This window comes from Maricaulis sp. (assembly GCF_048270095.1).
Lineage (GTDB): Bacteria > Pseudomonadota > Alphaproteobacteria > Caulobacterales > Maricaulaceae > Maricaulis.
The window spans coordinates 101614-122877 of sequence record NZ_JBLWTL010000004.1 but is presented as its reverse complement, the minus strand read 5'-3'; the positions used below and the strand labels follow the sequence as shown (position 1 = coordinate 122877).

At 62.4% G+C, this 21264-nt stretch carries 19 protein-coding genes; 7 read left to right on the top strand and 12 right to left on the bottom strand.

Annotated features, from left to right (window positions below):
* The 5 genes from ACN0YJ_RS04250 to thiE form a co-directional block, all read right to left on the bottom strand.
* The gene (locus ACN0YJ_RS04250; RefSeq protein ID WP_417478383.1) at positions 1-993 is read right to left on the bottom strand and encodes a hypothetical protein; all 993 of its coding nucleotides are present in this window, start codon (positions 991-993) and stop codon (positions 1-3) included.
* A gap of 110 nt (positions 994-1103) precedes the next feature.
* Positions 1104-1901, bottom strand: a complete 798-nt coding sequence (locus ACN0YJ_RS04245; protein ID WP_091768209.1) for an inositol monophosphatase family protein — start codon at positions 1899-1901, stop codon at positions 1104-1106.
* A gap of 5 nt (positions 1902-1906) precedes the next feature.
* On the bottom strand, positions 1907-2473 hold the full coding sequence (gene efp, locus ACN0YJ_RS04240) for an elongation factor P (protein ID WP_417478384.1): 567 nt from the start codon (positions 2471-2473) through the stop codon (positions 1907-1909).
* A gap of 102 nt (positions 2474-2575) precedes the next feature.
* Positions 2576-3736, bottom strand: a complete 1161-nt coding sequence (locus ACN0YJ_RS04235) for a tetratricopeptide repeat protein (protein ID WP_417478385.1) — start codon at positions 3734-3736, stop codon at positions 2576-2578.
* A gap of 82 nt (positions 3737-3818) precedes the next feature.
* Positions 3819-4439, bottom strand: a complete 621-nt coding sequence (thiE, locus tag ACN0YJ_RS04230; protein WP_417495443.1) for a thiamine phosphate synthase — start codon at positions 4437-4439, stop codon at positions 3819-3821.
* A gap of 660 nt (positions 4440-5099) precedes the next feature.
* Between thiE and ACN0YJ_RS04225 the strand changes: the two genes are divergently transcribed.
* A complete protein-coding gene (locus ACN0YJ_RS04225; RefSeq protein WP_417478387.1) occupies positions 5100-5558 on the top strand; it encodes a peptidase S1 in 459 nt (152 codons plus the stop codon).
* Positions 5559-5637: 79 nt separating this feature from the next.
* Here ACN0YJ_RS04225 and ACN0YJ_RS04220 read toward each other — a convergent pair whose 3' ends face one another.
* The 3 genes from ACN0YJ_RS04220 to gap all read right to left on the bottom strand — a co-directional run bounded on the left by ACN0YJ_RS04220 (position 5638) and on the right by gap (position 9042).
* A complete protein-coding gene (locus ACN0YJ_RS04220) occupies positions 5638-6675 on the bottom strand; it encodes a class I fructose-bisphosphate aldolase (RefSeq protein WP_417495469.1) in 1038 nt (345 codons plus the stop codon).
* A gap of 121 nt (positions 6676-6796) precedes the next feature.
* A complete protein-coding gene (locus ACN0YJ_RS04215) occupies positions 6797-8008 on the bottom strand; it encodes a phosphoglycerate kinase (protein ID WP_417478388.1) in 1212 nt (403 codons plus the stop codon).
* A gap of 23 nt (positions 8009-8031) precedes the next feature.
* On the bottom strand, positions 8032-9042 hold the full coding sequence (gene gap / locus ACN0YJ_RS04210) for a type I glyceraldehyde-3-phosphate dehydrogenase (protein ID WP_417495442.1): 1011 nt from the start codon (positions 9040-9042) through the stop codon (positions 8032-8034).
* A 278-nt stretch (positions 9043-9320) separates the two neighbouring features.
* Here gap and ACN0YJ_RS04205 point away from each other — a divergent pair, with 278 nt between their 5' ends.
* The 3 genes from ACN0YJ_RS04205 (at position 9321) to ACN0YJ_RS04195 (ending at position 11284) form a co-directional block, all read left to right on the top strand.
* Complete coding sequence (locus tag ACN0YJ_RS04205) at positions 9321-10526, top strand: NAD-dependent epimerase/dehydratase family protein (protein WP_417478390.1); 1206 nt, start codon at positions 9321-9323, stop codon at positions 10524-10526.
* 246 nt (positions 10527-10772) lie between these two features.
* Positions 10773-11081, top strand: coding sequence for a GIY-YIG nuclease family protein (locus ACN0YJ_RS04200; RefSeq protein ID WP_417495441.1), 309 nt, complete (start codon positions 10773-10775; stop codon positions 11079-11081).
* A 41-nt stretch (positions 11082-11122) separates the two neighbouring features.
* Positions 11123-11284 carry a hypothetical protein gene (locus ACN0YJ_RS04195; protein WP_417495440.1) on the top strand — a complete coding sequence of 54 codons (162 nt, stop codon included), beginning with the start codon at positions 11123-11125 and terminating at the stop codon, positions 11282-11284.
* Here ACN0YJ_RS04195 and ACN0YJ_RS04190 read toward each other — a convergent pair.
* Both ACN0YJ_RS04190 and argE read right to left on the bottom strand, forming a co-directional pair.
* Positions 11281-11529: a hypothetical protein gene (locus ACN0YJ_RS04190; RefSeq protein WP_417495439.1), complete on the bottom strand. Its 249-nt coding sequence runs from the start codon at positions 11527-11529 to the stop codon at positions 11281-11283. The two genes, ACN0YJ_RS04195 and ACN0YJ_RS04190, sit on opposite strands and share 4 nt — an antisense overlap.
* Positions 11530-12702 (bottom strand): acetylornithine deacetylase, encoded by a 1173-nt coding sequence (argE, locus tag ACN0YJ_RS04185; RefSeq protein WP_417495438.1) that lies wholly within the window; start codon positions 12700-12702, stop codon positions 11530-11532.
* A 120-nt stretch (positions 12703-12822) separates the two neighbouring features.
* Between argE and ACN0YJ_RS04180 the strand changes: the two genes are divergently transcribed.
* From ACN0YJ_RS04180 to ACN0YJ_RS04170, 3 genes are all read left to right on the top strand, one after another.
* Positions 12823-14313 (top strand): pilus assembly protein TadG-related protein, encoded by a 1491-nt coding sequence (locus tag ACN0YJ_RS04180; protein ID WP_417495437.1) that lies wholly within the window; start codon positions 12823-12825, stop codon positions 14311-14313.
* A gap of 84 nt (positions 14314-14397) precedes the next feature.
* Positions 14398-15963: a pilus assembly protein TadG-related protein gene (locus ACN0YJ_RS04175; protein WP_417478394.1), complete on the top strand. Its 1566-nt coding sequence runs from the start codon at positions 14398-14400 to the stop codon at positions 15961-15963.
* A gap of 84 nt (positions 15964-16047) precedes the next feature.
* Positions 16048-17619: a pilus assembly protein TadG-related protein gene (locus tag ACN0YJ_RS04170; protein WP_417495436.1), complete on the top strand. Its 1572-nt coding sequence runs from the start codon at positions 16048-16050 to the stop codon at positions 17617-17619.
* Positions 17620-17699: 80 nt separating this feature from the next.
* On the opposite strand, the gene ACN0YJ_RS04165 is transcribed toward ACN0YJ_RS04170, so the two are convergent.
* Positions 17700-18359, bottom strand: coding sequence for an FKBP-type peptidyl-prolyl cis-trans isomerase (locus ACN0YJ_RS04165; protein ID WP_417478396.1), 660 nt, complete (start codon positions 18357-18359; stop codon positions 17700-17702).
* 57 nt (positions 18360-18416) lie between these two features.
* Positions 18417-21257: a M16 family metallopeptidase gene (locus ACN0YJ_RS04160; protein ID WP_417495435.1), complete on the bottom strand. Its 2841-nt coding sequence runs from the start codon at positions 21255-21257 to the stop codon at positions 18417-18419.
* Between the last annotated feature and the right edge of the window lie 7 nt (positions 21258-21264).

Sequence of the window (21264 nt, the reverse complement as noted above, 5' to 3'; positions counted from 1 at the left end):
CTATTCTCCCGCCCGGTCCCGGGCCTCGAGGGTTCGGATCAGGACGCGGATTTCATCGCGCAGGGCACGGGCCGCTTCCTGCTGACCTTCGCGGGCATCTTCGGCAAAGCGCTGCATGGTGGTGTCGAGCTGGCGCGTATGGCGTTCCAGCGTGTGCGAGAGCCGGTCGAGGGTTTCCGCCGTTTGCTCGAGCAGGGCGCCGACATAGGCCGACGAGGTCTCACCATCGCCACTGCTCGCCGGTCCGGCGGCCGAAAGGCGCGAAATGGAGGAAAGCCATTCCTCGATCTCATTGTAGAAACGGTTCTGGGCCCGGCTGGCCTGCAGGTCGAGAAAACCGATCACCAAAGAGCCGGCCAGGCCAAAGAGCGAGGACGCAAAGGCGGTGCCCATGCCCTCGATCGGATCCTGGATCGCCGCCATAAGCCGCATCACATCGGCTTCACCGCCGGTCGAGCTTTCGGTCACGGCACGTACGGCCTGGCCGACATCGGAGACCACCGCGAGCAGACCCCAGAATGTACCCAGCAGGCCGAGGAAAATCAGAAGACGGCCGAAATAGCGGGTAAAGGCGCCGGCTTCCGACATCCGCGCACCGACCGAGTCGAGCACCGTGCGGACCGAACCAGCCGAGAGGCGGACACGGCCATCGGTCTCGCCGATCATCGAGGCCATCGGGGCGATCAGGGCAGGCGGCGGCGGCAGGGTGATGCCGGCTTCGGCCGAGCGGAAGCGCTTGAGCCAATTGGCTGCAGGGCCAATCCCCAGCGCCTGGGCAAATGTGTAGAGAACGCCGATCACCAGCACGCCGAGGATGACGCCATTGATCGCCGGATTGGCCTGGAAGGCCTCGATCAGCTGTGCGTGCAGGAAAACCGCGAGGGCGAGGACAACGGCGGTGAACAGCGCCATCCAGACAATATAGCGCCAGGGCCCCGTGAAATGGACATCCGGCCGGACCGCGCTCATCCGCTCATCATGCTGTACAGGCATCACTTCCCCTCACATCGCTCGCGACGATACTCATCCCAAGGCATTGGGACGATTTGGTGGCGAGGTCAAAGCTGAAGCGGGAAAATCTTCACGCAAGACCGGGTCTGCGATCAGACTGCGGCGACTTTCAGCCGTTCGAGCAATTGTGCCAGCATGCTCTCATTGCCCGCCGCGATATTGCCGCTGGAGAGCACATCCTTGCCACCATCAATGTCGGCGATATAGCCCCCGGCTTCCCGCACCAGCAACAGGCCGGCAGCGATATCCCAGGGCTTCAGATCGCGCTCCCAGAAACCGTCGAAACGCCCCGCGGCCACCCATGCCAGATCGAGCGAGGCCGCACCCATGCGGCGGATGCCGGCGGTACGGGGCATGACCTGGTGCAATTCCTTGAGGAAGCGTGCATGGCCGGTCTTGCCGACGAACGGCATCCCGGTCGCGAACACGGCCTCATCAAGCTGATTGCGGCCGGCGACGCGCAGGCGGCGGTCGGCGAGCCAGGCCCCTCGGCCCTTTTCAGCATGGAACATTTCATCGGTCGCCGGATTATAGACAACGCCGGCCACCAGCTCGCCTTCACGCTCGAGCGCGATCGAGACGGCGAAATGCGGCATGCCGTGCAAGTAATTCGTGGTCCCGTCGAGCGGATCAACGATCCAGCGGTGCGAACGGTCAGAGCCTTCGACAATGCCGCGCTCTTCCATCAGGAAGCCATAGCCCGGACGCGCCGTCATCAGGCGGTCATAGATGATCTCTTCGGACTTGTGGTCGGCCATCGTCACGAAATCGGCCGGGCCCTTCTTGGAGTATTGCAGGTGTTCGACATCGCGAAAATCGCGGTTGAGCTTGCGCCCGGCGCGGCCGGCAACATCCACCATGACAGTCAGAAGAGGAGAGAGCGCACCCATGAGGACTACTCCGCCCGTTTCACGTAAGAACCGTCTTCCGTCGCGATCACGACGCGTTCGCCAGTCCCGACGAAAGGTGGGACGGCTGTGCGGATACCATTTTCCAGGATTGCGGGCTTGAAGGAATTGGCGGCCGTCTGCCCCTTCACCACCGGTTCGGTCTCGGTAATTTCGAGCGTCACGAATTGCGGCAGGGAAATGCTGATCGGACGTTCCTCATGGAATTCGACCACGACATTCATGCCGTCCTGAAGATAGGCCGTGCTTTCTTCGCCGACGAAATCCTTGCGCAATTCGATCTGCTCGTAGGATTCAGCGTCCATGAAGGTCAGCGTGTCGCCGCTGTCGAACAGGAAAGTCTGGTCGCGCTGCTCGAGACGGACGCGCTCGACCTTGTCGGCGGCGCGGAAGCGTTCATTGAGTTTGCGGCCGTCGAGCAGGTTTTTCAGCTCGACCTGGGCAAAGGCACCGCCCTTGCCCGGCTTGACGTGGTCGGTCTTCACCGCGACCCAGAGCGAATCCTGATGCTGCAGGACATTGCCGGGGCGAATTTCGTTGCCATTGATCTTCATGCCATCACCTATCGGAAAACCGTGTGTACTGCCCTTGGGCCGTAGAGTGGCGCTCTCCTATCAGCGGCGACAGGTATCGGCAAGCGGCGCGGCACCTGGGCGCTAGCGCAAAGCCTCGACCTGGGCCCTGATCCGCGCCTGCACATCCGGCGGCAAGGCCCGCTCCAGACCGGCCTGAAGGCGGTCACGGACAGGATCGCCGACCGGAGCACCGAGCGCGTCGACCGCGGCCATCAGTGTCCAGCCATAGGCGGTCTCAAGATCAGCCGTCACGCCATCACCGCGGGCCAGGGCGAAGGCATAGAGAAACTGGCTTTCGGCATCGCCGCCGCGAGCCCCCTGGGCGAACCAGACCGCTGCCGAGCCCGGATCGGGTTCGCCGCCGCGACCCTGATACAGCATCAGCCCGTATTGGCCGGCCGCCGGGGCGTAGCCACTCTCGGCGGAAATCCGCATCCAGCGCAGCGCGGCCGCATCATCCTGATCGCCGCCTTCGCCATTGGCCCACATCATCGCAGCCTGGAAGGCCGCTTCGGCATGGCGATTACTCGCCGCACGCTCGTACCAGCTCCGCGCGCCGGCGGAATCGGTGGCACCGCCCGCCCCGGAATCGAGCATTTGCGCCAGTTGATACATGGCTTCGGGCGAGCCCTGCTGGGCTGCCCGTTCGGCCCATTCGCGAGCAGGGATCGCGTCTTGCGGCACCGGGGAATTCTTCAACTCGATCGCCAGTCCCAGCATGGCATTGACATGACCGGCTCGCGCCGCGCGTTCAAACCAGCCGCGAGCGGATCCCAGTTCGAGCCCCGGATCGCCACGGCGCGCCAGCAGGGCGAGCTGATAGAGGGCAACGGGTGCGTCGTCCTCGGCGGCCCGGCGAAACCATTGCGCCGCGGCGGCATGGTCCGGTTCACCCGTCAGCCCGTCGCGGGCGATCATGCCGGCCAGCATCGCCGCCTCGCTATTGCCACCGGCGGCTGCGGCCTCGGCATATTGCCGGGCGAGAACCCAGTCCTGGCCGATATAGGCAATCTGGGCCCGGTAATAGGCCGCGTCCGCCGCATTGAGGCCTGTCGGGATTTCGGCCTCGGCCGCATCCATCCCGGCGATTGCCGCGTCCTGGATATCCTGCGGCAGCAGCATGAGCTCGGCGGGGAAGCCGCCTTGCGGCTCGGCCGCGTCGGGCGGTGTGTCCAGCTCAAACTGCGCCAGCGCAGGTGTGGCGAGGGCGAGGCTCAGGCAAAGGGCAGAGAATATTTTCATGCCGCCTATCAGCGATGCGATTGCGGCAAGGTCAAGACCGCGGATTGAAAACTGAGGCATTTGTAACCTGGAGACCGCCGCTTCAGCGGGCCGCGCACAGGGTGTGGAAGGCGGTCACCGCCGCGACCGGCCCGTCCGGGTGCTGCCAGACGCCGGCTGAAACAGCGATAAAATCAGCACCCGCCTCGATCAACGTCGCGGCATTATCCAACGTGATGCCGCCAATCGCGACACAAGGCAGCTCAAACACTTCAATCCACCACTGGATCAGATCAATGTCGGCCTGATGGCTGACATCCTTGGTGGTGGTCGGGAAGAAGGCGCCAAAGGCGACATAATCGGCGCCCGCCTCACCGGCCAGCATCGCCAGGTGGCGGCTGTCATGGCAGGTCACACCAATCGTGCCGTCCTTGCCGAGCAGCTCGCGCGCCGCCTTGACGCTGCCATCGCCCTGCCCCAGATGCACGCCGTCACAGCCCAGCTCGACGGCCAGTGCGGCATCATCATTGAGGATGGCCGCAACGCCATGGGCCTGCGCGAGTGCGATCAGTGGCGGCGCCAGCTGACGAATCTCGTCGGGCTGGTGATCCTTGAGGCGGATCTGCAACGCCGCGACCGCGCCGGTTTCCAGCACCTCGACCAGGGTTTCGGCGAATTGCGCATCAATGCGCGGCGGCGTGATCAGATAGAGCTGGGTTGTCATGGCGGCGTTTTGACCGATTTCAGGCCGGGTGGCTAGTGGGCCTGCATCGCCGCCTGCACGAAAATCTCCACGCCGGGTTCCGACTGGAGGTTTGAAGGGATCACCTCGTAGTGGGAGGTGTGTGGGACGCCGGCGAATGCCGGGTTTTGAGTAATTTAGGGGGCATCCGTGACGTCCCACACGTGGAGATTTACTCGGACGCCTCGCGGCCCCCGCCTCGAAACCGGAGTGGATCATGCGGTCGAGCTTTATGCCGCCTTCCGCTCCGGTGGCCACGCCGGGACTCGGGCTGTCACCCCTCTGTCCGGACGAGCTCCACACTCCCGATCGCCGCGAATGACTGAGCTCACGCCTCCCGTGCGACCGGAACAGCTGAAGTATGCGCCAGGCTCATGGGGGTGGGGATAACATCACCTATTTATCGTAATCCCTGCGCACGCCGGGACCTCGATATCATGGGCTCCGACCCTGTCACGTCGAGGTCCTGACGTTCGTCAGGATGACGTGGAATAGTTGTCTGGCGTGGGGGATAAAGGCCCGAGCCCGGCCCGGATACAGCGCTCGATACAGCGCGTTCATCTCGCCGTCATCAACGACAAGGCATGTTTGCCAACATCAACCGACGATCTTGTTTCGATCGTGTTTTACCAGGGGAATTACATGTCCATCAAAACCGTCCTTGCGGCCACACTTGCCGTTGCAGCGCTTACCGGTATCGCCTCCGCCCAGAATTATTCACTGCCGCCGACCTATGGTTCCGTGTCACTGAATCCCGGCTTCATGCCTGACCCCTACCAGGTCCAGGTCGTCGCTGGCGGCACGATTGACGCCTCCTCGCTCAGCTCTGCCTGCGTCGGGATGATCGCCAATGCGCCCGATTACCGCCTGCAGTACGGCAGCGGTGGCTCACAGCTCTTCATCGGTGTGACCTCCTCAGCCGACACGACCCTCGTCGTCAATGCGCCGGATGGCAGCTGGTATTGCAATGATGATTACAACGGTCTGAACCCGGTCGTCGGCGGCGAAATGCCGGATGGTGGCCAGTATGATATCTGGGTCGGCACCTATGGCAGCTCCACCGCGCCTGCCACCATCTTCATCACCGAATACGCCCAGTAGGTTTCACACCATCGCCGAAACGAGAACGGGGCCCGCCAAGCGGGCCCCGTTTTTGTTGGGATGACAAGGATGGCCGAGATCAGGCGCCAGCCTTCTCCATCGCCGCATCATATTCGCCCAGTGCGGCGAGGCTGTTCATTTTGGCGCGGTGGTTGAAGGCAGCCTGGGCGGCCTCCACATTGGCGGGCTTGCCGCCCCAGACCTTCAGCGGTGCGGCCTGCAGGGCGCGGCCATAGGAGAAGCTGACCGGCCAGGGCAGGTCATAGCTTTCCGTCATGGCATTGAGGTGGGCCGTGGCTTCCTCATCGGACTGACCGCCCGACAGGAAGGCGATACCCGGCACAGCCGCCGGCACGCAATTGGCCAGGCACTGCATCGTCATGTCGGCGACTTCCTCGATGCCGGCGCGGTCTTCGGCCTTGGTGCCGGAGATCACCATGTTCGGCTTCAGGATCGTGCCTTCCAGGATGACGCCCTGGTCGAACAGCTCGCGATACAGCGTCTTGAGCGCGAATTCGGTCACTTCATAGCAACGCTCGATCGAGTGATCGCCATCCATGATGACTTCCGGCTCGACGATCGGAACAATATTGGCTTCCTGGCACAGCGCCGCATAGCGGGCGAGTGCGTGCATATTGGTGTTGATGCAATACTGGCTCGGCATGGATTCATCGCCATTGCGGCCGATATTGATCACGGCGCGCCATTTGGCGAAGCGGGCACCGAGGCCGTAATAATCGGCCAGACGATCGCGCAGGCCATCGAGGCCTTCAGTGATCATCTCGCCATCGCTGCCGGCCAGGCCCTTGGCGCCGGCATCGACCTTGATGCCCGGGATCGCACCGGCATCCTGGATCAGCTTGACCAGCGGCGTGCCGTCCTTGGCTTTCTGGCGGATGGTCTCGTCATAGAGGATGACGCCGGAAATATACTCGCTCATTGCCGGCTCGGTACGCAGCAGCATTTCGCGCCAGTCACGGCGATTATCGGCGGTGTTTTCCAGGTCGATCGAAGCAAAGCGCTTGCCGATCGTGCCGGTGGATTCATCGGCTGCCAGCAGGCCCTTGCCGGGCGCCACCATGGCACAGGCGGTTTCGTTGAGTTGGTCGAGATCCATCATGTCATCCCCAGCTAGGTTCGATCTTCGTCATCATCATGTATTGCGCCCTATCTACACAGGGCGCGGCCAAATCCCAAGACAGGAAACGGCCCGAATTCGGGTTTGTCCGGCGCAGGCGTCAGGCGCTGACGCTATCGCGTTGCATCAACACGTCGACACCGGGCAGGACCTTGCCTTCCATCCACTCCAGGAAGGCACCGCCTGCCGTCGAAATGAAGGTGAAATCATCGGCGACGCCGGCCTGGTTGAGCGCTGCGACCGTATCGCCGCCGCCGCCAACCGCCACGAGCCCCTGTTCGCGCACGGCGCGGGCGACATGTTCGGCCACGGCCATCGTCGCGGCCTCGAAGGGCGGGGTTTCGAAGGCGCCAAGCGGGCCGTTCCAGATCAGGGTCCGGCAGGTATCAATCGCCCGGTTGAGTTCGACCACCGTACCGGGACCGCAATCGAGGATCATCTCGTCGGCACCGACATTGTGAACGGCGGTGAGCCGGGTGTCCGGATTCGCCTTGAACTCACGCGCCAGCACAACATCGCTCGGCAGGATGAGCTTGCAGCCGGCTTCTTCCGCGGCCACGAGGATCACCCGCGCCGTATCGGCCAGATCAGCCTCGCACAGGCTGGCGCCGACCTTGATGCCCTGGGCGTGCAGCAGCGTATTGGCCATGCCGCCGCCGACGAAGAGGATGTCGACCTTCTTCACCAGATTCTTGAGCAGATCGATCTTGGACGAGACTTTGGCACCGCCCACCAGCGCCATCACGGGCCGCTCGGGCTTTTCCAGCGCCGCGACGAGATGGTCGATCTCGCGCTGCATCGCCAGCCCGGCATAGGCCGGCAGCAAATGCGCCACGCCTTCGGTCGAGCCATGCGCGCGGTGAGCCGCAGAGAAGGCGTCATTGACATAGAGATCGCCGAGCCGGGCCAGCGCCGCTGCAAAAGCAGGGTCATTGGCTTCCTCGCCGGCCTCAAAACGGGTGTTTTGCAGCAGCAGAACATCGCCATCGCTCATATCGGCGACGGCGGAAGCAGCATCATCCCCGATCAGGTCATCGACAAAATCAACGGCCTCGCCGAGCAGGTCAGCGAGCGGCTGCGCCACAGGCTCCAGCGACAGACCGGTGACGCGGCAACCCTTGGGGCGACCGAAATGCGCCAGCAGGATTACTTTCGCGCCGGCTTCGCGCAGGAAATCAATGGTCGGCAGGGCCGATTGCAGACGGGTATCGTCGGTGACGATCCCATCCTTCATCGGCACGTTGAAATCGACGCGCACGAGCACGCGCTGGCCGGCCAATTCAGCGTCCTGGATACGGCGGATCGTCGTCATGACCTGTCCTCGCTCAAGCGTGATTAGATGAAACGGCCCATCGCCACGGCCGTGTCGACCATGCGGCAGGCGAAGCCCCACTCATTATCATACCAGGTCATGACCCGGACGAGACGCTCGTCGATGACATTGATCTTGTCGATCGCGACGATGGAGGAGCGGGGGTCGTGATTATAATCGATCGAGACCAGCGGGATGCTGTCATAACCGAGCACACCCTTCATCGGACCATCGGCGGCGGCGATGATGGCGGCGGAAAGTTCCTCCGCCGTGGTGGCACGCGATGGCACGAAGACCATGTCGATCAGCGAGACATTCGGGGTTGGCACGCGCACGGCAGCACCGTCGAGCTTGCCGACCAGTTCGGGGATGACCAGGCCAACGGCCTTGGCGGCACCCGTCGAGGTCGGGATCATCGACATCGCGGCCGCACGGGCGCGGTGGAGATCCTTGTGATTGCGGTCCAGGGTTGGCTGGTCACCGGTATAGGCGTGGATGGTGGTGACATGGCCGCGCTCGATACCGACGGCGTCATTGAGAACCTTGGCGACCGGCGCCAGGCCGTTCGTGGTGCAGGACGCATTCGAGACGATGATGTCGGCGGCTGTGAGCTGGTCGTGATTGACGCCATAGACGATGGTCTTGTCGGCATTCTTGGCCGGGGCCGAGCACAAGACGCGCTTGGCGCCGCTCTCGATATGGGCCATTGCGCTGGCCTTGTCGTTGAACTTGCCGGTGCACTCCATCACCAGATCAACGCCCATCGCCTTCCAGGGCAATTGCGACGGATCACGGTTCGAGACTTTCTGGATGCGGCCAAAGCCGGCATCGAGCCAGTCTTCACCGACTTCGATCTGGCCGGGATAACGGCCGTGGACGCTGTCATAGGTCAGCAGGTGGGCATTGGTTTCAGGCGTCGAGCTGTCATTGATCGCCACGACTTCAATCTCGCCCCAGCGCTTCTCCTCGAGAATCGCCCGCAGCGCGAGGCGTCCGATACGGCCAAACCCATTGATTGCAACCCGAAGCGCCATGACCCGTCTCCTCAACATCGGTAATCGCGACGGCGTGGCATGAGGCCGGTCGCGCTTGAATTGGCGCGGATTTACCCGCCTTTCAGGCCGCAGTCCACCGCAGGAATGCGGCAAAACAGCGACCTGGCGGATTTATCGCCCCTCCCCGACCGGGCTGGATGTGTGCCAGCACAGTGCTTGACCGGCCCGACCGCAGACCGGGGACTTGAAATGAAACTGTACGCCTGCGAGAAACAGAGTAGACAGTTATATAAACCTTTTGGGCGGGTGCCGGTATTATGAAAGTTATCGTTCTTGGTGGGGACGGCTTCTGCGGATGGCCGACAGCGCTTCACCTCTCCAATCTCGGCCATGACATTGTCATCGTCGACAATCTCTCGCGTCGGATGATCGATGTTGAACTGGAAGTGGAATCGCTGACGCCGATCCGGCCGATGAGCGAACGCCTCGCCGCCTGGAAAGAAGTCTCCGGCCGCGATATCCGCTTCGTGAACATGAATATCGGCAAGGATTTCCAGGAATTCATCGATCTGATCGATGAGGAAAAGCCTGACACCATCGTGCATTTCGCCGAACAACGCGCGGCGCCCTATTCGATGAAATCAGCCCGCCACAAGCGCTACACCGTCGACAATAATCTCAACGCCACCAATGACGTGCTCGCCGCGATCGTTGAAAGCGGCCGCGACATCCACCTCGTCCACCTCGGCACGATGGGCGTTTATGGTTACGGCACGGCGGGCATGAAAATCCCCGAGGGCTATCTCAAGGTGAAGGTCCAGACCGATGAAGGCCTGAAGGATCAGGAGATCCTCTATCCGGCCAATCCGGGCTCGATCTACCACATGACCAAGACCCAGGATCAGCTCTTCTTCCATTTCTACAACAAGAACGACAAGGTGAAGATCACCGATCTCCACCAGGGCATTGTCTGGGGCACCCAGACAGCCGAGACCAAGCGCGATGAGCGCCTGATCAACCGGTTCGATTATGACGGCGATTACGGCACTGTGCTCAACCGCTTCCTGATGCAGGCCGCCGTTGGCTATCCGCTGACCGTGCACGGCACGGGCGGCCAGACGCGCGCCTTCATCCATATCCAGGACACCGTGCATTGCGTCCAGATCGCGGTCGAGAACCCGCCCAAGGATGGCGACAAGGTGCGCATCTTCAACCAGATGACCGAAACTCACCGGGTCCGTGATCTGGCCGGCATGATCGCCGATCTGGCCCACGCCGAAGTGCAGCTGGTCCCCAATCCGCGCAATGAAGCGGACGAGAATGACCTGCATGTCGAGAACGACACCTTCCTGCAGATGGGCCTCAAGCCGATCACCCTGGCCGCTGGCCTGATGGAAGAAGTCACCGACATCGCCCGCAAATATGCCGGCCGCTGCGACAAGCGCAAAATCCCCTGCATCTCCTATTGGGGCAAGACCCGCGAACAGGCGGCACAGCCCGATCCGCTGAAAGTGGTGGGGTAACGATTGCTACGCATTGTGAATTGAAGAGGGCGCCTCCCGGGGCGCCCTTTTTTTGGCCTACGCTCACCGTCATCCCTACAATGATCGGGACCCGGCTCATCGAGTAAGAGGGTACCGGCTTGTCTCCGGTCCACTTTACGAACTGGGTCCTGACCTTCGTCAGGATGACGAAATTGTTGGCGTTGGTTTTGAATTTCCATGACGCGGATCACAGCGGCAGGAAGCGGGCGGCGGTAACGTCCGCCCATGGCCCGCCACCCCTGCGTTTACATGCTTGCAAGCCAGAGAAACGGCACTTTGTATATCGGTGCCACGGGCGATATTGCCATGCGAGTGATGCTCCACAGACAAGGCAAGGGCTCGGCTTTCACGCGAAAATACAGGGTCCACCGTTTGGTCTGGTATGAGTTCCATCAGGATTTTGGATACGCCATTGAGCGCGAGAAGCGTTTGAAAAACTGGCATCGTGCCTGGAAGATCAATCTGATCGAGGCGACCAATCCCGATTGGGAAGACTTTTTCGACACCATCCAGATGTGGGCGCCGATTGGTTGATGGGGCTCGCCCGCGGTCGAGTATCTGAGGCTCCGACCTTGATGGTGGAACCACACGTCGAACGGCTCCTTCCAACCTCACCCCAATTCACCGTCATCCCGATGACGATCGGGACCCAGTTCATCGAGCGAGGCTGTTCCAGGCCTGTCTCCGGCCAGGCCTACGAACTGGCCCCTCACTTTCGTCAGGATGACGAGGGTTAGCGCATTCGCAGCCAGTTGCGGACCACGCGTCGAACTTCCGGCTCGATCCAGAAGCCAGTTATCACGACCCCGAAGCCAACAAGGGCAGTGAACACTGCAAACCCGTAAAGCCAGGCCGGGTCGACGTTGGGGGCGAAGTAACGACCCAGGAATGCCGCCACGCCCAGATAGATGGAAATCGGGAAGACAGAGAGCAGAAGGAGGCACGCTCCGACAACGACATTCTCAACTGCGCGATGGAGCATCTACCCCTCCAGCACCCGCACCAGCCGCTCCATGAAGCCGCAACACTGATCGAGCTGATCAATCGCGACGAATTCATCGGGCTGGTGCGCCTGGGTGATCGAGCCGGGGCCGCAGACCACGACCGAGAGGCCTGCCGCCTGGAATTGTCCCGCCTCGGTGCCATAGCTGACCACGCGGGTGGAGTTGTCGCCGGTGAGCTGGCGCGCCAGGCGTTCGGCGGCGCCATCCTTCTCGCGGGCGAAGGCGGGGACATTGGAGCGTATCGTCACGGTGACGCTGGCTTCGGGGACCGATTGGCGCATCTTCGCTTCCACGGCGGCGGCGCGTGTCCGCAGGCCGGCCTCGATCGCGTGCGGATCATCCCAGGGGGCCGGACGGATCAGGCTGGAGAACTGGGCGTCGAGCGCCAGGATATTGAGCGCCGTGCCGCCCTTCATCTCGCCAATCGTCAGCGTGCCGAAAGGCGGGGTGTAGGGACTGTCATCGGGGGCGGCGGCTTCCATTTCGGCGGCGCAATCGACCAGATATTGCATCAGCGGCACAGCGTGGGTGACGGCGCAGGCACCGTCGCGCACGAGCGAGGAGTGCGCCTCGCGGCCTCGCAGTTTCACCGTCATCGAGAACAGGCCCTTATGGGCGGTGACGACTTTCATATCGGTCGGCTCGCCGACGATGACAGTGGATGGGTTGATCGGCCCGGCCATGATCTTCTCGATCATCGCCGGCGCGCCGATGCAGCCAATCTCCTCGTCAAAGGAGAGCGCGATATGGACGGGGCGTTTGAGCTTGGCGCTGGCAAACACCGGTGCCAGGGCCAGAATGCAGGCGGAGAAGCCCTTCATGTCGCAGGTGCCGCGACCATAGAGCTTGCCATCACCCTTGTCGGTCAGCGTCCAGGGATCGGACGTCCAGGGCTGGCCATCGACCGGCACGACATCGGTATGGCCCGACAAGACCACACCGCCATCGACCATCGGGCCGATAATCGCGTGCAGATTGGCCTTGGTCCCCTCGCTATTGGGGATGCGCTCGCAATGGGCACCCAGCGCCGTCAGGCGCTGCTCGACATGGTCGATCAGGGGAAGGTTGGAATTGCGCGAGGTGGTGTCGAAACCGATCAGATCGCGCAATTCGTCAATCGCGGTCTCAAGGAAGGGTGATGGCTGGGACATGGATGACCTCGAACAGTTGTAGCGTGGGTGTTAGCCGGTTTTTCACTTCAATTCCAAAACTCAGTGCCCATTCCCCCGTCGCACACGCAGTATCGCCGGGTTTTGTGGATTGTGGACCTGATGCCTTCGAGCCTGATCTCATTTGTACGGACCTGGGCGGCCGACCGGCGCGGCAATGTCGCGCTGATGTTCTCGGTTCTGTTGATGCCGCTCATGGTGCTGACCGGCGGCGCTGTCGATCTCAACCAGGCGCTCAATGCCCGCACGCGGCTGGCCCAGGCGCTCGACGCCGCGGCGCTCGCGGTCGGGGTGCAGACATCGCTCACCGAGGATGAGGCCGCTGAATTCGCGCTCGGCTTCGTGACCGCCAATTATCCGCCCACCGAGATCGGTGAGATTGGCGGGCTGACCGTGGCGCTGGATACCGAGAACGACATCGTCACGGTTGGCGCCGAGGCGCGCATTGCGACGTTCGTGCTGTCGCTCATCGGGATTGATGCCATCACCGTGCACTGGGAGAGCGAGGTCCAGCGCGCCCGCCGCCGGCTGGAACTGGCCATGGTGCTGGATAATACCGGTTCGATGGGGGGCTCCAAGATCGCCAATCTGCGCGAGGCGGCGCACTTGCTGACCGATATCCTGTTCGAGGGCGCCGATCCGGACCGGCTCAAGATCGGCCTCGTGCCCTTTGCCTCGACGGTGAATGTCGGCACCGGATATGAGCGCGCCTGGTGGCTTGACCCCAATGGCCTGTCGCCACTGCACGCGGAAAACTTCATCCCCGCCGCCAATCGCTGGGATGTGTTCGACACGATCACCAATCGCGACTGGACCGGCTGTGTCGAGGCGCGGGCCATTCCGCATGATATCGAGGATACGCCGCCGTCTGCCGCATCGCCGGAGACGCTTTTCCTGCCCTATTTCGCGCCCGATGAGTCGAGCTATGGATCATGGCCCAACAGCTATATGAGCGATCAGATGTCGGGCTATGACCACACGGCCCGCATGCGCAACTCACCGAAATATGCCGGCGCTTCGGTGTCCTCGGGTGACGGGCCCGGCTGGGGCTGTACAGCACGACCCATCACGCCGCTGACCGGCAATCAGAACACGATCAATTCCGGCATTGCCGCCATGGTCGCCAGCGGCACGACGAATATTCCCATCGGCGTCAGCTGGGGTGTGCGCGTCCTGTCACCGGGCGAACCCTTCACACAAGGCGTGGCCTGGGGCGAGGACGATACGATCAAGGCGATGGTGGTGCTGACCGATGGCGAGAACTACCTCAATGGTCGCGGCAACAGCAATTATTCGGACTATTCCGGCTATGGCTATATGCGTGATGGCCGCCTTGGGATCGTCTCCTCGAATGACACCACGATCCGCAATGCCCTCAATGCCCGAACCGAGGCGGTCTGCGACTATGCCCGGGAGCTGGGCATCCGCGTCTACACCATCACCTTTCAGGTCTCGTCGCGCTCGACGCGCAATATGATGCAGGCCTGTGCAACCCATCCAGGCCTGTATTTTGACTCGCCATCATCGGACGCCCTGCGCGACGCCTTCGAGATGATCGCGGGCGATCTGAGCAATTTGCGGCTTTCGCGATAACGCACTCAAAATAAACCTGGAATTCTAACTCAGTTTTAACTCGGGAGCGGTAGACACTTGGCGAATAGATGAAGGTGCCATTGCATGTGCCTGACCCGCTTTCCCAGACTTCTGTCCCGTTTTGCGAAGGATCGCCGCGGCAATATTGCGGTTATTTTCGCGCTGGCGCTGATGCCCGTCACCCTGCTGGCCGGGGGCTCTGTTGACCTCAGCACAGCTATGAATGCCCGCAGCCGCCTCGCCCAGGCGCTCGACGCGGCGGCGCTCGCGGTGGGCGTCAACGTCTCGGTTTCCGATGCCGACGCCCTGGCCATCGCCAATGGCTTCATCAATGCCAATTATCCCGAACGCGAAATGGGCAATATCACCGGCGTCACGGTGACACTTGATCCGGACACTGACAGCGTCACGGTGCGCGGAGCTGCAGAAGTCCGCACGACCATGCTCGCCCTGGCCGGAATACCGACCATCACTGTGCACTGGGAAAGCGTCGCCCAGCGCGCCCGCCAGCGCATCGAACTGGCCATGGTACTCGACAATACCGGCTCGATGAGCGGCTCGAAGATCACAGCCCTGCGGGGCGCGGCGCATCTGCTCTCGGAAATCCTGTTCGAAGGCGTCGGCGATACCGGCGACGTCAAGATCGGCGTCATCCCCTTCGCCGCGACGGTCAATGTCGGCACGGGCTTCGCGCGCGACTGGTGGCTGGACCCGGACGCGGCCTCACCAGTCCACGCCCAGTGGGCCGGCGGTGATCAGACAAACGTGGTCTGCACAGGCAATGGCAACCGTCGCCGGTGTACGACCACGATTCTCCACCCCAATCATTGGGATTTGTTCGATGATTTGCGCAGCACGCCCTGGGGTGGCTGTGTCGAGGCACGCCCCCTGCCGATGGATATCGACGACACCACGCCCAATCCCGGCCGGCCTGAAACCCTTTTTATCCCCTATTTCGCGCCCGACGAGCCGGATCTGTCAGGCTATTCCAACAATTATCTCAGTGACGGCCTGGCGAGCGGGGTCGTCGGCAGCGTTGTCAACCGATTGCGCAATCTGCTGAAATATGATGATGGCCGGCCGAGCTCGAACGGCCCGAACGCCGCCTGCACGGTGACGCCGATCACACCGCTCACCACGTCACGCTCACGGGTCGATTCCGCCATTTCGGCGATGGCCGCGAGCGGCAATACCAATATCGCCAACGGTATTGGCTGGGGCGTGCGTGTCCTGTCACCGCAAATGCCGTTCGCGGAAGGCGTTGGCTATGATGACCGCACCGTGCTCAAGGCGATGGTGATCCTGACAGACGGCGAGAATGTGCTGTCAGGCCAGAGCAATGACTTCATGTCCCGCTATGAGGCCTATGGCTATATCAGCGACAACCGGCTCGGCGTGCGCACCTCGAATGGCAATCTGCTCGGCACGGCGCTCAACGCCCGTACCGCCGCCGCCTGCGCCTACGCCAAGGCGCAGGGGATCCGCGTCTACACCATCACCTTCCAGGTCAGTTCAAGCACGACCCGCAACATGATGCAGGCCTGCGCCTCCAATGCCAGCCTGTATTTCGACTCGCCCTCATCCTCGGCGCTGCGCGATGCCTTCGAGATGATAGCCGGCGATCTCGCCAATCTGCGGCTGTCGCGATAGGTCACCTTTGGTTAACCACCTCATCTAACGGCCCTTTAACCCCGAACCTGTAGAGTTTTACCGAATAGATGATGGTAAGCGCACATGTTCCTCGCCCGTTTTTCGAGAATAATCGCAGAATTCGCGGGCAATCGGCGGGGCAATGTCGCAGTGATTTTCGCCCTGGCACTGATGCCCGTGACGCTGCTCGCCGGCGGTTCGGTTGATCTCAGCACGGCGATGAATGCCCGCAGCCGGCTGGCCCAGGCCCTGGATGCGGCCGCTCTGGCGGTTGGCACCAATGCCACGATCAGCGATGAGGAAGCCCTCGAGGTCGCGACCGGATTCATCAACGCCAATTATCCCGAGCGCGAACTGGGCAATATCACCAGCGTTACTGTCAGTCTCGACACTGAAACCGACACGGTGACCGTGCGCGGGGCGGCCGAGGTTCGCACGACCATGCTGGGTCTCGCAGGGATACAGACCATCACAGTGCATTGGGAAAGCGTCGCCCAGCGCGCCCGCCAGCGCATTGAACTGGCCATGGTGCTCGACAATACCGGCTCAATGGGGGGCTCCAAGATCCGCGGCCTGCGGGATGCGGCGCACCTGCTCTCGGAAATCCTGTTCGAGGGCGTTGATGACCCGGATGACGTCAAGATCGGCCTGGTGCCCTTTGCCGCTACGGTCAATGTCGGAACCAGCTTCGAACGGGCCTGGTGGCTCGACCCGAACGCGATCTCGCCGATTCACGCGCAATGGGCCGGTGGCGATTTTTCCGTGGAGACCTGTACCGGCCGCGGCCGCCGTCGCCAGTGCACCACAACGACGGTTCACCCCAATCACTGGGACTTGTTTGACAGCCTGCGCAATACAAGCTGGGGCGGCTGTGTTGAATCGCGTTCCCTGCCGATGGATATCGACGATACGGCACCCAATGCCGCCCGGCCCGAGACCTTGTTCGTGCCCTTTTTTGCCCCTGACGAGCCGGATAGCTGGTGGTCCCCCAATGACTATCTGGACGATGGAGACTTCATCAACCTGCCGGGTCTCGACGAAGTTTTCGACCGTCTGCGCAATTTGCTGAAATATGATGATGGCCGGCCGAGTGGTGGCAGCCCCAATTCGGCCTGTACGACGACGCCCATCACGGCGCTGACCAATTCGCGCTCCCGGATCGACAATGCGATCTCTGATATGGATGCGAACGGAACCACCAATATCGCCAATGGCGTCAGTTGGGGCGTGCGCGTCCTGTCGCCACAAATGCCCTATAGCGAGGGCACCGGCTATGATGATCGCGATGTGCTCAAGGCGTTGGTGATCCTCACCGATGGCGAGAATGTGCTTCGCGGCCAGAATTCCGATTTCATGTCCGAATACGAGACCTATGGCTATATCAATGACGACCGGCTGGGGATCCGCACATCCAGCAGTAGCCGGCTGAACGAAGCCCTCGACGAACGCACGGTGGCGGCCTGCAATTACGCCAAGGCCCAGGGCATTCGCGTCTACACCATCACCTTCCAGGTCAATTCCAGCTCGACCCGGAACATGATGCGGTCCTGCGCCTCCAGTGACAGCCTGTATTTCGACTCGCCATCAACCTCGGCGCTGCGCGATACGTTCGAGATGATCGCGGGCGATCTCGCCAATCTGCGCCTGGCACGCTAACGCCGCACCGGCGGGATCACTCCCGCCGATACGGCGCCATCGTCTGCATTCATGATCGTCTTGTCGCCGGCTGCCGACCTCTAGTTGGCGCCCGGCACGTCGATCAGCTCAAGCTGGAAGACCAGCGCTTCATTGGGGCCGATCGGCCCGCCCGGCGTGCCGCGTGGGCCATAGGCCAACTCCGGCGCGATGAAAAGATCCCAGGCTTCACCGACCCGCATCAGCGGCAGGGCTTCAACCCAGCCCGCGATCAGACGGTTGGACGGGAAGGTCGCCGGCTCGCCGCGTGCGAAGGAAGAATCGAACTCGCCGCCATAGGCAAACATGCCGCGATAATGCACCGTGACCATATCACCGGAGACCGGTGAAACACCGCTCTCGCTGGCTTCGCGAATGCGGAAGAGCAGACCCGACGGCAATTCGAACACGCAAGGCTCGGCCCGCACCGCATCGAGATAGGCCGTAGCGGCAGCGGCGTTCACAGCGCCATCCTGATTGCCGGCCTCGGGCGCTTCAACGACGAGCATGGCTGTGTCAGACGCGCCCTGGCAGGTCCGGGCCTCAGCCACGATCGCGGCTTCCGGCGACAGGGCGGCCGGCGCTTCCGCCGCAACCTGCCCCACGTCGCTGGTGCTGGCATCTGCTTCACTCTCTGGTGTTTCACTCACGGCAATATCTCCACTCGAACAGGCCGAAAGCGCCAGGGCGAGCGCGGCTGTGGTCAACAGGGCAAATTTCATTCTCATATCTCCATTTCGGGCCATCAGACCCGGTTGAGTGATGCCGGCGCGAACAGGTTAGTCTGTCTCGCGCGGCAAGATTGTCACCCGCCAGCTCGTATCCGGTTGCAGATACGCCGCCGCCATCTCGACCAGCTCCTCACGGGAAATTTCGGCGTAATCGTCCGCCAGCGCCCGAATCCGGTCCAGCCGCTCGGGTTTGGACCAGGATTGCGACAGCCAGTTCAGCCAGGCACCATTATTCTCGAACGCATCCTCGATCTGCTCCAGCAGGGGGCGGCGGGCGCGCAGGATTTCGTCCTCGGTGATCTCGCCAGCGGCCAGGGCGGCGGCCAGCTCGTCGATTGCGGCATAGGTCGCGTCGACATTCTCGAGGCGGACATCGACACCAACCCAGAGATAGCCATAGTCGGGATAGACATCCGATGTCGTCGAACTGTTGAAGGCGGAATAGGTGAAGCCTTCGGCCTCGCGCAGACGCTCGGTCAGCTTGAGGTCGAACACGGCGCGCAACAGGGCCAGGGCACGGCTGCGGCGCGGCTCGCTATCATCAAAGGTCGGCCAGTAGACATTCGCCATGGCCTGATAGTCCGGGCCGTTATGACGCAGGATGACCGGTTCGCTTGTGGCTTCCGGGAAGCGGATATCGCGCGCCTCGGCATAGTCGGGCCAGCTCGCAGCCCGCTCCGGCAGGGCGCCGAATGTGGCACCGACCGCGGTGATGACCGCCTCTTCGCTGATATCGCCGACAATCGTGATCTCGATCGGTGCGTTTTCCAGCGCCGGGTCGAGGAAGGCCTGGATTGCCGCCAGATCGACGCCGGCAACCTCTTCCTCATCGGGATAGCCATAGCGTTGATCGCCGCCCCGCAGCATGCGCGCGACGTCCGCCTGCAGGATGCCGGTCGGCGAGGAATAGAGATTGCGCCGGATTTCAGGAGCCTGGCCTCGATATTGGGCCAACCCTTCTTCGCGCCAGCCGGGATCGGTCATGAAGGCCGCGAACACATCCATCTGGACCTCGAAATCGGCCGGTGTCGTCGTGGCGCTGAAGGTGAAACTGTCATCGCCGACGCCGAAACTGATCCCGACCGAACGGCCAGCCAGCACGCGCGACAGATCATCGGCGCTATGGGCGCCCAGCCCCGAGGCGGTGAAAACAGAACTCGCCAGGATATCGACCGCCGGCACAGCGCGCGGCTCCAGTTCGCCGCGACCGAACTGCACCCGGACCCGCACGATCTGGTCTTCGAAACCGGTCTGTTTCAGCGTCACGGCAACGCCATTCTCGAATTGCAGCCGGACCAGGCCGAGATCCTCGACCTCGGTCCGTTCGGCCACCGTCCCGGCGGGACCGAAATCGGTATAGGCAAAACTCTGTGCGCCACTATCTGCCGGCGGGTCGACGGGCTGGGCGGCGCTGGCCTCCCAGACGGCACCAATCGTCGCGCTTGGATCCGTGATCATCTCGGACGTGGCGAGGAAAAGCAGAGGCGCCGCATCGGTCCATTGCGCCGTCCAGGCGGCATTGACCGCCTCGAGCGTGATGCGGTCCGCGCTGGCATCAAAACGGGCGAGACCAGAGGCCGGCGTCGTGAACACCTGGCCACCGCGCCAGCTGGACCAGATCGCATCGGACAATTGCGCACTGTCACGCGTGCCCGCCTGATCGGCTGAATTTTGCAGACTGGTTCGGAAATTCGCCAGCTGCTCGTCAAGCTCTGCCTGGGTGAAGCCGTATTCGGTCGCGCGCCGGAGTTCCTGCTCGATCACCGCAACCGCCTCGGCCCAGCGCTCCGGCGTTGCAACAGCCAGCACGCCAGCTTCATCGGCCATTTCATAGCTTGTGGAGTGGCTGGCGGCAGCCTGCAGCAGGGGCGAAACGCCCGAATTGACGATGGTCCGCAGACGCCGCGACAGGATGGCGTCGCCGAAACTGGCCAGATTATCGCGGAAACGGCTTTCCCCGGTATCGGCCTCGGATTGATGCGGCCGGATCGCATTGACGGTGAAGATTGTGAAGACTTCGGGATCGTTGAAATAGCCTACCGAGAAGGGCCGCGCCGCGAGCACATCGCCCAGTTCCGGGTCTGGCCGCACATCCTCGCGCGCCTGCCAGTCACCGAAAACCTCGTGGATTTTCGCTTCGATGTCATCGGGGTCGATCGAACCGACGACCACGACCATACCGCGCTGCGGCACATAAAAATTCTCGTAATAATCGACAAAGCGATCACGCTGCACCGTCTCCAGAATCTCGACCGTACCGATCGGGTCGCGTTCGGGGATCAGGGTGCCGGGCAACTGGAAATACTGCAGCGCCGTGCTCCAGCGCCGGATCGCCGTATTGCGAAACCTTTCCTCGGACAGGATGACACCGCGTTCGCGGTCAATCGCTTCGGCGTCGAAGACCAGCTCGCTGGCGGTCTCGCGCATGATGAAGAGCGCCGTGTCGATGGATTCCGCGTCGGCCTCTGGCAGGTCGAGCTGGTAGCCCACGGTGTCATAGCCCGTGAAGGCGTTGGTATCAGGCCCGAATTGCAAACCGTGGCGTTCGAGCAGCGGGATCATCTCGCCTTCGGCGAGATTGGTGGAGCCATTGAACGCCATGTGCTCGATGAAATGCGCCACGCCGCGCTGATCATCGGCCTCGCCGAGCGAGCCCATATTGAACACCATCCGCACAGAGACGACATTGGGCGGCGTCTCATTGGCCAGGATCGCGTAGCGCAGACCATTCTCCAGCCGGCCATAACGAACAGCGGGATCGGCCGCCAGATCGCTGGCGTCATGCGGCCAGACGGTCTCTGCGGCCGGCCCCGCAGGCTGGCAGGCGGCCAGCAGGGCGCCGGCAAGCAGTGGCAGGAAGACGAGCCTGGAGAGGGCCTTGAGCGACATGATATTC